The sequence below is a fragment of the Pirellulales bacterium genome, assembly GCA_035939775.1.
GTDB lineage: Bacteria > Planctomycetota > Planctomycetia > Pirellulales > DATAWG01 > DASZFO01.
Genome location: DASZFO010000122.1, coordinates 1 through 10,364 on the forward strand (window position 1 = coordinate 1; position 10,364 = coordinate 10,364).

Genomic DNA, 10,364 nt, shown 5'->3' on the forward strand with positions numbered 1-10,364 from the left:
GAAAAGTACGAGCGCATCGCAGTCGGACTGTAGAGGGAAGGATCCTTATTCGGCGGAACGACGGCTGGCCGCATCGTGAGGCTGGCGGGCGTCGCGCCCGGATTAGTCAGATGGTTGCCTTCGTCGACCAAGTAGGCGTTGCCCTGCTTGCCGCCGGTCAACAAGAGTTCGGGCGTCGCGGAACTGCCCGAAGGCATCTGGACGATGACCGGGGCAGAGCCTCCCAGGTCGGTATCGATCGTGTCCTGCGTCTGGTAGTTCCAGGGAGTATAAAGCCCAGTCAAAGCGAGGTTCTGCCCTGGCCCGAACTCGAGGACCGAGTTGCCGAACTGACCGGGAGCCTGCTTCGTGCCGCCGGGCGAGTCTCCCGTGGAAACAAATACGTTGCCGCTTGAATCGATCGCGGGACCGCCGCCACCCCAAATGCCGCCGTTCGCGTTCTGAGCGATCGACGAAGTCGCCGAATAGGCGCTGACCAGTGCAGGAGTCTTGCCGTTGGAAACCCCGTTGGTGACGCCGGTGGCGACAGCCACCAACCAACCGCCGTTGCTCGAGCCGTAACTTGCAAATGGGATATACAGGGTGCTGCCGTCGGCGCTGAGATTGAGCGCCCCGCGCTCGTCGGCTTGGCCGCTGCCGGCGCCGCCAAAGAGCACCTGGCTTGCGGTGTTGTTGACATTGTTCTGATTGATCGCCTGCAGGATTGGCTGCGTGATTGCCAGCGGGAATCCGGCAATCACCGCGCCGTTGCTGAGATTGAGGGCAAAGACTTCGAATACCGCCATGCCCTGATTCGGATCGCCCATGGGAAGCAAATAATCGTTCACCGACGCCACGACGTAAATCCGATTGGCCTGGGCGTCGATGATCGGCGTGCCGAGAACGCCGATGCTATTGCCATCGATGCTGGCCGAGGGACTGCCGAGAAAGGTCTTCCAGAGAATGGTTCCCGCGGCCACGCCCGAGGGGCCGTTCGTGTCGAAGGCCTTGATGGCGTAGACCGTGCCGCCGCCGGTCGCCGCGAAGACGACGCCGAGCGTCTTTCCCGAGCCGGCCACCACACCGTCGCCGGTATAATTGGCGCCGTTGCCGCCGGTGGTGATGGAGACATTGTCCATATACAGCGGCGAGGCGTAGAGATGCCCGTCGAGCACCGGCGACTGCCAGACCTGATCGAAACTCGCCGAAACGTTCGTAGGCGTCAGCGCCGTTTCGTTCTGATTGAAGCCGGTGCGCATGGCATCGCCGTGAAACGTCAGCGTGTTGGGCGTTCCGGCGGGAGTCAGCGACAGCAAACAGCGACTTTCAAGTAACTCGATCGCGATCGCGCGACGGCGGCCCAAAATGCGCCGCGAATGCGGGTGCATTGCCATAAGTCAGCGGCCATCGCGATAGGACAGCCAGAGTGCGTGTGAGTCGAGAGATGGCCCCACCTTTGGCCACTGGCGGGGTGCCCTTGATTATGCGCGCATGGGATCGAATTGCAACGTTTTTTTTGATCCGTTTACTCTTAAGAGTGCCAACGGCCCGCGAGCGCGGCCGAGGGATCGGCTAGCGATTGCAGACGAACGAGGCGGATCGCGCCGCGGTCGGCAAAGGATTGCAGCGGCATGATGCCGAAGTCGAGAATCCGCTCGACCGCGCGGTCCAAGAGGACCGCTTCGGCGCAAGGCTTCATCCGCGGCTGGCCGTCGTCATCGTAAAGATGAACCGGCAATTCCGCCAGGTCGCGATAGAGTCGCCCCTCCATATTCCAGCCCGTCTCGCTGAACGTCTGCGCCAAAAGCCAAGCGCAGGCGAGCGCAGGATTGCCCCAGAGATAGTCCTCGTGGCGCGCGGCGGAGATTTCCTCGAATTCGAAGCGCTCGAGCGGACTCGCTTCGGAGCCGTATGGCAATCGCAACAGAAACCGCGGAGCGGCCAGCCCGAGCGAAGTGGCTTGCGGAAGGTGGCGAAGCTGCTGCCACATCGCGGCTGAATCTTCGTTCGGCTCTGGCCAATCGTCTGGATCGGGCGCGGCGGCGATCGACGGGCAGCCCAAGATCGACGAGCTGGCCCCGGCCAGAAATGGCGCGCCGGCCTTGGCCGCGATCTGTGCGATGCGGCCGAGCGTTTCCACGTCGCCCCGCGCGGCGGAGAACTCGAAGTCGCCGATGGTGAGCGTCCAGGGAGGCGCCCCGGCGGGCTGCTCGACCAGGAGTTTGTAGAGCGCCGATTCGCGCAGGTTCGCGACCGCTTCCAAATCGCCGGCCAGTGCTGCCTTGGAGCAGTCGAGCAGGTAGATCTTCAGGTTGGCGTCCGTCTCGACGCGCCTCGTTAGAAAGTGAACTCCTCGCCAGGCCGACTCGAGCGTCTGAAACTCAGGATGATGGAGGATGGCCCGCATCCGGTCGGCCGACAGCGCGTCAACGAGGCCGATCAATTCTTGCTTGCGCGGATCGTCGGCCGCGATGCGGTGGGGTTCAGCGATCTTGGCGAGAATCCGCTGAAACTCGCTCGTCTGCCGCGCGGCGGCTCCGTGTGTCTGCGTCACTTCGGAATGATCCAACAACTGGTCCAACAGCTCGCCCCCCGAAATCGGCGCTGGCTCACCGACTCCACGCATCGACGGCGCAGCCGCTTCTTCCGTCCTGGCCTCTGGCCTCCGGCCTCCAGCCTCTGGCTCCTGGCCTCCCGCCCCTAGCCGCCGCAACTCCTCGGCAGCGGCTGCAAACGTCGCTGGGTTTTGCAGCCGCTCGCGCATCGCGCGCAGCGTTTCGAACATATCCAGCCGGTCGTAGAGCCGATCCGGGTGAAAGTCGTCGAGTGTTTCAAACTGGATTTCGACGGCGGATCCATCGGGGTGCATTCCGGCGAGCGACAGCGATGGCCGGAATCGGACCAGCATGTCATCGAGATTGTCGCGATCGACAAGCACAGGCTTGTCGGCAATTCTCTGCTGTCCAGAGAGACTCGCGCAAACGAGGATTCGAAAGGGCGCATCCGATTGTTCGTCAACCGGATCGCTGCTGGCCGCGACGGTCGTTCCGACAAGAACGGAACCGAAAGAGACTTGTTTCGCCATAGGTGTCGCGCTCTGGTTTGCAGTGTTCAGGATCGAAGAGGGTACTGCCGACTATCTCCATCAATCGCGCCGGGAGGCGTGGTTATCGTAAGCCTAATGGTGGTGATTCACAATGTTGGGATGGAGGAGGCCCACTTTTTCTCGGATGTCGTTTCGTATAATTCGGTAGTGAAGGCAGAGGGCAATTGCAACTCAACGCGGTTCGATCGTGAGGGGTGATTTATGAAATCGAGCAATTATTTGAAGCGGGCCGTGCCGTGGGCGATCGGCTTCGCCGCTGGATTGTTTCTTGTCGCCGAGGCGCTCAGCGCTTGGGGCGCGGTGCCGCCGGCTGGCTCCAATGGAGTCGGGGCGAGCGGGAGTATCGGAAGCACTGGAAGCGCTGTCGGACCGACCATCACGCGAGTGCCTCCAGCGATTTCCAATCCAATCGCTCCGACGGTGGGCAGCGCCTCGCAGGGTGTCGGCATCGGCTCCGGCTTGGGAAGCGGCAGCCTTCTGCCCGGCACGAGCGTTGGCGGTCCGGGCACATTCCAGGGACAAGGGAGCGCCGTTGGCTCGTTCGGGAACAGTTTTCCAGGCCAGGCTGGAGCAGGAGGCGATTTCCGCGGTCCAGCCGGCGCAGCAGGCGCGGTGACCACTCCGACAAATCCCACGCCGATGCCACAGTCGCTGGGAACGAGCGGCGCCATTGGCGGAGCGATGTCTAGCGGTGCAGGCATTCTATATGACCCGCTGCGCCAAGGGAGCGCAACTTCGACCGCGAGCCAGTCGCCCAGCGGCGCCGCGGGCGCGCCGAGTTCGACAACCCAGACTAATAACTGGCGGTATGTGTATTACGATGGCGTCCTCTGGTATTGGGCGCCAAATAATCAATGGGTCTTCTATCGAAATGGTTCGTGGCAGCCGCAGCCGCAATTGATTGCCCAGCCCGGCCAGTCCGTCCCATATACGGCTGGCGCCGGCTCGACGTCGGGCGGGGGTGCGACCATGCGATAGTGGCGAGCCTCGATCGCTATCGACGTCGTTGCCCAGTTCAGGGTGGCTGGTTCAACCAAGCCCAAGAATCGAAGTTCTTGGGCTTTTTTGTTTCAGAACGGATTCTTGACGGCCACATCAGCGTCAGAAAACTGCATAGCAGCGAGGCGGCATAATGTTTGCGGGAGTTGGGGGCATGGAGAGGCGATTCCGTTCGAATTCATCCCAGAGGAGGCATAGCCATGGCGCTCAAAACATTGGACGACCTGTTCCTGCATGAAATCAAGGATCTATACAGCGCCGAGCAACAGCTCACCCACGCGCTGCCCAAGATGGCCAAGGCGGCGGCGTCTGAAAGACTGCGCCACGCATTTGAAGAGCATTTGGAGCAGACCCACGGCCACGTCGAGCGGCTCGAAAGAATTTTCGATCAATTGGGCAAGGGACATCGCGGAGCGAAATGCGCGGCAATGGCGGGCTTGATTGAAGAGGGAAGACAATTGATCGATAAAGACGCGGCGCCGGAGGTGAAAGACGCCGGGTTGATCGGCGCCGCTCAGCGCGTCGAGCACTATGAGATCGCCGGCTACGGCACCGCCCGCACCTTGGCGCGAATGCTAAATCGAACCGAGGCGGAAGAGTTGCTGCAGCAGACGCTCGACGAGGAGCGGCAGACCGACGAAATGCTAACGGAGTTGGCCGAGTCGGAGATCAACGTCGCCGCCGCGCATGCCGGATAGATCGGACGGCACGGCGGGGCCTGCCTGTGACGTGGTAGGGACATTCCGTGTGCCGTAACGACCGAGGCTTGCCAGCACTTCAACGGCCAAGGAAACATTCACGAGTTACCGATCAGAATCCCAGTGAGAAACACCAAGAAGCCGCCGACCATCACTTGAAATAGCGCCGACGTGAGCGGCGTGTCCATGAACCGATGGCGAATCCAAGAGATCAATGCCAGCTCGATGATTACGACGACCACGGCGATCCCGGTTGCCGTCCAATAGTCCGGGATCAGATAGGGCAGTGTGTGTCCCAGGCCGCCGAGCGCCGTCATCAGCCCGCAGACGAACCCGCGCGAGAGCGGGCGGCCGCGGCCGGTCAGCGTACCGTCGTCGGAAAGGGCCTCGGCGAAGGCCATGCTAATTCCGGCGCCCAAGCTGGCGGCCAGGCCGACGGCGAACGTCGGCCAACTTTTTTTGGTGGCGAATGCGGCGGCGAAGAGCGGCGCGAGCGTCGAGACGGAGCCGTCCATGAGCCCCGCTAGCCCCGGCTGGATCACTTGCAGCAAGAACAGCCGCTTGCGGGCGGTCGCTTCTTCGTCGAGCGATCCGCTCGATCGCTCGGCGCTTTCGAGCGACTCGGCCATGTGGGCGTGCTTGCGTTCCTGTTCGGCCAGGTCGCCGAGAAGCTGGCGAATGCTGGCGTCGTTCGTCTGCCGGATGGCCGTCTCGTAGAACCGCTTGGTCTCGAATTCCATCAGCTCGATTTGCTTCCGAACGGCGGTCAATCCCAACGGGCGGACCAACCAAACCGGGCGCCGCTTTACGAAGCCCTTGATGTCCTGTCGGCGGATGAGCGGAATGTGTTCGCCGAATTTCCGCTGATGTAATTCGATCAAGCGACGGCGATGGCCGTCTTCCTCCTCGCGCATCTCGTTCAAGATTTTGGCCGTCGCGGGATAGCTGGCCTGAAGGCCGTCGGCGAAATCCCCGTAAATCCGGGAATCTTCCTCCTCCAGCGCGATGGCCAGCGCCAGGATTTCCTGCTCGTTGAGGCTTTTGAACGATCGCATGGTAGTTTTTATCCTCCCGCCGAGTTGCCCGGAAGTATAATTCCCTGGCTTCGACCGAACAACGACCTGAGGAAGTCGGTGGGTTTTGGAACCGGGCGAGTCGTTTAACCCGGAGCCATCGGCGACGGAATTATTTTGCGTCACGAACCATCACCGTTGGCTCCGGGTTATACAAACGAGAGGGCAGCTTTGCATGATCTATCGAGACGAGGAATTGATCGCCCCGCCGCGCAAACCAAGCTGGGCTCACCGGCTGTGGCGATATGGCCCCGTGCTGATCTGGATCGGACTCATCTTTTGGGCCTCGACCGACCAATTCTCTTCCGAGAATACGGCGCAGGTAATTCAGCCCTGGCTGGTGTGGCTCTTTCCCGGAATGAGCGCCGAGACGCTCGATTGGCTGCACGGCGTGATCCGCAAATCGGCCCACGTGACCGAGTATGCGATTTTCGCTCTGCTGGTCGCGCGGGCGTTCCTAAGCTCATCGCGGCCGTGGCTGGCGCGCGGATGGTTCGTCGCGGGCTTCTTGGTGCTGACAGCGCTAGCGGCGAGCGACGAATACCATCAAAGCTTTGTCCCCTCTCGCACGGCGGCAGTTACCGACGTGCTGATCGATATGAGTGGCGGGCTGGTCGCTCTGACGATCCTGGCTCTGCTGCGCCAGTGGTTGAAGGCTCGCCGCCGCGCTAAGATAGCTGCAGCGTACCGCGGGTAACGCCGAGTTGATTGATCACCTGCAACTGCCGCCACGTCGCGCGTCCCGAGTCGAGCCCGGCCACGACTCGCGCATAGCGATCCAAAAGCGCGGCGGTTTCAGCCGGCGATTCGCGCAACAACTCGACGCGGAAATGCCGCGCTCCGCGGGCGAGCATCCGCGGGATGAACTCGGCCGCCGATTGAGCCACCGAGTTGAACACGGTGTTGCGGCAGCCGGTATCGGCGGCGAGCGGAAAGCTGGCTCCGGTGCGATCGCGGAGCGCCACTTCATGCCGATCGCAAGGCCGGCCGCAATCGCGCCAATCCTTGCCGTTCGACAGCATCGCGGCAAAGACGCAATGCTCCATGTGGAACATCGGCATGTGCTGATGCACGACGATCTCAAATCGCCCGGCGTCGCTGCGCTTGAGCATTTCCGCGAGTTGGTCCCAGTTGAGATCGTAGCTGGGCACAAGCCGCGGCATGCCTTCACGGAAGAACAGGTCGGCTGAGAGTTCGTTGGCCACATTGAGCGGGAAGTCGCCAATGAGCGCGGTTTGCGCCGGGCGTTCCTGAAAGTAGGCCAGCGCCGCCAAATTGCGGATCAGCACGGCATCGGCCCCAGCATGGGCGATCTGCGCCAGCAGCCCTTCTTCGCCCGGCTTGAGAATTCGCAGCGTTGCCAGTCCGATCGGCTGGCCATGCGCATGGGAATAGTTCACGGCCTCGCGGTATCGCCGGACATCTTCGAAATCGCAATAGGTCAGGCCGCGGAGTGACGTCGTCCGCCGCCATTCAACCGCGGCATGCAACTGCTCCATCGTTCGCACGAGCACGTGCAACTCGGGCGACGGATCTTCACTGCTGGACAAGCCAGCAGTGGCACCCGGCACCGAGGCCGCAGTTGCATCCGCCGCACACTCGCGCCGCAATTCATCGAGCGCCTCGGTGTGAACGACGCGGCTGCGAACGGCTTCTTGTGCCGCCGAAAGTGCCGTAACGGCCCGCCGCCGCAGGTCGTTCAGCACGCTCTTGGGCGCCATTGCCTCGGCCGGCAGTTCGAGCCGAACGCCTCCCAATTCGAACGGCGTGCCTCCTAGTCGGCCGAGTTGCTCGCGAGCAGTTTCTAGGGTTAGCGGATGCTTTTCGGCGCGAGCCAACGGTCCGTCCCAGCATGCCGATGCAGTTCGGCCAGTGGCGTCGCGTGCAATCAATTCGAGCGTGCCGCCCAGAGTTCCGCGTAGGTCGAAATCAACGCGCTGCCGCTTGTTCGAACCATCGCGGCCATAGGATTGCTCGGCCCGCTTGCGCAACGCCGGGTCGTCGGTCCTCCAGACGATGCAGCCCAGCGCGAGCAACGCCAGATTCACGTGACCATCGCCGAAGGTCAACTCGCACCGGCGCGCCGTCCGCCGCGCGACGCGATAAACGCGGCCTCCTTGCTCATCCTGCTCGGGGTGCCCCTCGTCGAACACGATGCCATCGCCCGGCTTGATTAATTCGACCGACGCATCCGCGCCATCGTGCTCCGCAGCCAGCTCGACGACGATTCCGTGCGGCGTCCTTTCAACCACCGTTCCGATTCGGACTCCGCGGCTCTTGGGGAATCGCCCCTCGACCAATTGCTGATGATCGATGCCGCCGAGGAATCCTTGAGTGAAACCGCGGGAAAAACTCTGCGCCAAATCGAGCCGCCCCTGCCGCGAGAGCGTAAACGGTTGGGCCGCCAGCGCGGCGTCGATGGCCGCACGATAAGTCTGCGAGGCGACGGCGACATACTGAGCGCTTTTCAGCCGCCCTTCGATCTTGAAGCTTCGCACCCCCAGCTTCACCAGCGGATCGATCAGATCATGGGCCGATAAATCCTGCGGACTGAGCAGATAGGCCCGATCGCCCGTCTCGCGCAGTTCGCCGTCCACGATCAATTCATACGGCATACGGCAGGCTTGGGCGCATTGGCCGCGATTCGCGCTGCGCCCGCCAAGGGCTTCGCTCGTCAGGCATTGGCCGCTGTAAGCGACACAGAGCGCCCCGTGGACGAACACCTCCAGCGGCATCGCCGTGCGGGCCGCGATCCGCCGGATGTCGTCCAGCGAGAGTTCGCGGGCCAGGATCACGCGCTCGACTCCCAGGCGGCGAACGAACTCGATCCCGCGCGGCTCGGTGAGCGTCATTTGCGTCGAGCCGTGAACGGGCAATCCCGGCGCGAGGCGGCGAATCAGGCGGACGAGCCCCAAGTCCTGGACGATGACCGCATCCGCCCCGGCCTCGACGATCCCGCGCAAGAAGCTCGCCGCTTCCGTCAGCTCGTCTGAGAACACGAGCGTATTAAAAGCCACATAGCCCAATACATTCCGATGGTGCAGATAGGCCATCACGTCGGGCAACTCGGCGAGCGTGAAATTCGTGGCGCGATGGCGGGCGTTGAAATTCGACAGCCCAAAATAAACCGCATCCGCCCCATTAGCCACCGCCGCGCGCAGCGATTCCCAATCGCCGGCGGGGGCGAGCAATTCGGGACGCGCGCTGGAGCTGCAAGTGTCGGACACAGATCAACTTGACCGGATTGGTGAACTCAATTCAGAATGAGCCTATGATACGCTACGCGATCGTCATCGAGAAATCGCCCTCCAATTATGGCGGTTATGTCCCCGACCTGCCAGGCTGCGTGGCGACGGGGGCGACCGTCGAGGTGACGGAACAACTGCTGCGCGAGGCGATCGCGCTACATGTTCAAGGGATGAAGGAAGACGGGCTTCCGATTCCCGAACCGTCCAGCGTCGTCGAATACGTCGAACTCGAAGCCGGGGCCTGAATCGGCGCCGCCTCGTTCATTTCTCCGCAGCCTTGCTCAACACCTTCCCGTTCTCATCCACCGCTCCGGCCACGATCAGCACCATGTGGTCGGGGTCGATGTGTTTCTTAGCCACGTCGAGCACGTCTTGCGGAGTGACGGCCGAGATCGCGCGGCGGAAGTCGGCCAGATAGTTAAAGCCGAGGTGATAGCGCTCGACTCCCAACAGCCGCCCAGCGACTTGCTCGTTCGTCGTGAATTCGAATGGCAGTTGGCCGAGCAGATATTTCTTCACATCCTCGACTTCCTCGGGCTTCGGCGGCTCGGTGCGGATCCGCTTCAACTCCTCCAAAAACATCTGTTTCACCCGGTCGAGGTTCTTCGCCTCGGTGCCGATGTAGCAGGTGAATAGGCCAGGCTCTTCGCTCGCCGAGGAGCAGATATTGGCAGTGACGGTGTAGGCCAGCCCCTCGCGGTCGCGGAGCCGGCTGGAAAGGCGATCCGTGAAGCCCGGGCCGGTCCCCAAAACGTAATCCATCACCAGCAGCTTGTAATAATCGGGATTGTCGCGGCGGATGCCGGGATGTCCCATGAGGAATTGCAGTTGCTCCGCCTCGGGCATGCTGATGATCTCTTCGACGAAGTCTTTCGGCTTCTCGACCTCGGGCGGTTTGAAATCCGACAACGGCGAACTCTTCCAAGTCGAAGTGAGCTTCGTCACTTCATCGAGCACTTCATCGGACTTGAAATCACCCGCGATCACCAGCATCACATTGTTCGGCACGAACAATCGATCGTGAAATGCCCGGCAATCGGCCGGCGTGAGCTTCGAGACGATTGGTTGCGTGCCAAGCGAGGGCAGAGCAAACGGATGCTTGCCGTACAACTCCTTGCGGAAGCGGATCGTAGCCCGCTGGAGCGGCTCGCGCTGGGCCTCGTCGATCGCGGCAAGCTGATGCTCGCGCTCGCGATTGAAGGCCTCGGTCGGAAAGCTCGGCTCCTTCAGGCACTCGATGAGCAATTTCAAGCCGAGCTGG

Annotated in this window: 9 protein-coding genes; 4 read left to right on the forward strand and 5 right to left on the reverse strand. The window is 62.2% G+C overall.

From position 1 onward, the window contains the following. Together VGY55_07755 and VGY55_07760 are read right to left on the reverse strand one after the other, a co-directional pair. A partial coding sequence (locus VGY55_07755) for a hypothetical protein (protein ID HEV2969868.1) occupies nucleotides 1–1,373 on the reverse strand: 1,373 nt, incomplete at its 3' end. A 137-nt stretch (nucleotides 1,374–1,510) separates the two neighbouring features. Then, nucleotides 1,511–3,064 (reverse strand): type VI secretion system contractile sheath large subunit, encoded by a 1,554-nt coding sequence (locus VGY55_07760; protein HEV2969869.1) that lies wholly within the window; start codon nucleotides 3,062–3,064, stop codon nucleotides 1,511–1,513. A gap of 222 nt (nucleotides 3,065–3,286) precedes the next feature. On the opposite strand from VGY55_07760, the gene VGY55_07765 reads away from it, so the two are divergent. Next, nucleotides 3,287–4,063 (forward strand): hypothetical protein, encoded by a 777-nt coding sequence (locus VGY55_07765; protein ID HEV2969870.1) that lies wholly within the window; start codon nucleotides 3,287–3,289, stop codon nucleotides 4,061–4,063. A 221-nt stretch (nucleotides 4,064–4,284) separates the two neighbouring features. Continuing rightward, nucleotides 4,285–4,782 (forward strand): ferritin-like domain-containing protein, encoded by a 498-nt coding sequence (locus tag VGY55_07770; protein HEV2969871.1) that lies wholly within the window; start codon nucleotides 4,285–4,287, stop codon nucleotides 4,780–4,782. A gap of 98 nt (nucleotides 4,783–4,880) precedes the next feature. Here the strand turns inward: VGY55_07770 and VGY55_07775 are convergent, their stop codons facing one another. Then, the gene (locus VGY55_07775; GenBank protein ID HEV2969872.1) at nucleotides 4,881–5,837 is read right to left on the reverse strand and encodes a ferritin family protein; all 957 of its coding nucleotides are present in this window, start codon (nucleotides 5,835–5,837) and stop codon (nucleotides 4,881–4,883) included. Nucleotides 5,838–6,030: 193 nt separating this feature from the next. Between VGY55_07775 and VGY55_07780 the strand changes: the two genes are divergently transcribed. After that, on the forward strand, nucleotides 6,031–6,552 hold the full coding sequence (locus VGY55_07780; GenBank protein ID HEV2969873.1) for a VanZ family protein: 522 nt from the start codon (nucleotides 6,031–6,033) through the stop codon (nucleotides 6,550–6,552). On the opposite strand, the gene VGY55_07785 is transcribed toward VGY55_07780, so the two are convergent. Beyond that, nucleotides 6,524–9,082, reverse strand: a complete 2,559-nt coding sequence (locus VGY55_07785) for a DUF3656 domain-containing protein (protein ID HEV2969874.1) — start codon at nucleotides 9,080–9,082, stop codon at nucleotides 6,524–6,526. The two genes, VGY55_07780 and VGY55_07785, sit on opposite strands and share 29 nt — an antisense overlap. Before the next feature lie 44 nt (nucleotides 9,083–9,126). Between VGY55_07785 and VGY55_07790 the strand changes: the two genes are divergently transcribed. Further along, a complete protein-coding gene (locus VGY55_07790; protein ID HEV2969875.1) occupies nucleotides 9,127–9,348 on the forward strand; it encodes a type II toxin-antitoxin system HicB family antitoxin in 222 nt (73 codons plus the stop codon). Between the two features lie 16 nt (nucleotides 9,349–9,364). Here VGY55_07790 and VGY55_07795 read toward each other — a convergent pair. Beyond that, nucleotides 9,365–10,364 (reverse strand): pitrilysin family protein (locus tag VGY55_07795; GenBank protein ID HEV2969876.1); only part of this gene is annotated, 1,000 nt, incomplete at its 5' end.

Excerpts from the sequence above, each read along its gene's own strand:
- VGY55_07790 (HEV2969875.1), top strand. The coding sequence starts at position 9,127 with ATGATACGCTACGCGATCGTCATCGAGAAATCGCCCTCCAATTATGGC.
- VGY55_07770 (HEV2969871.1), top strand. The coding sequence starts at position 4,285 with ATGGCGCTCAAAACATTGGACGACCTGTTCCTGCATGAAATCAAGGAT.
- VGY55_07765 (HEV2969870.1), top strand. The coding sequence starts at position 3,287 with ATGAAATCGAGCAATTATTTGAAGCGGGCCGTGCCGTGGGCGATCGGC.
- VGY55_07775 (HEV2969872.1), bottom strand. The coding sequence starts at position 5,837 with ATGCGATCGTTCAAAAGCCTCAACGAGCAGGAAATCCTGGCGCTGGCC.
- VGY55_07780 (HEV2969873.1), top strand. The coding sequence starts at position 6,031 with ATGATCTATCGAGACGAGGAATTGATCGCCCCGCCGCGCAAACCAAGC.
- VGY55_07760 (HEV2969869.1), bottom strand. The coding sequence starts at position 3,064 with ATGGCGAAACAAGTCTCTTTCGGTTCCGTTCTTGTCGGAACGACCGTC.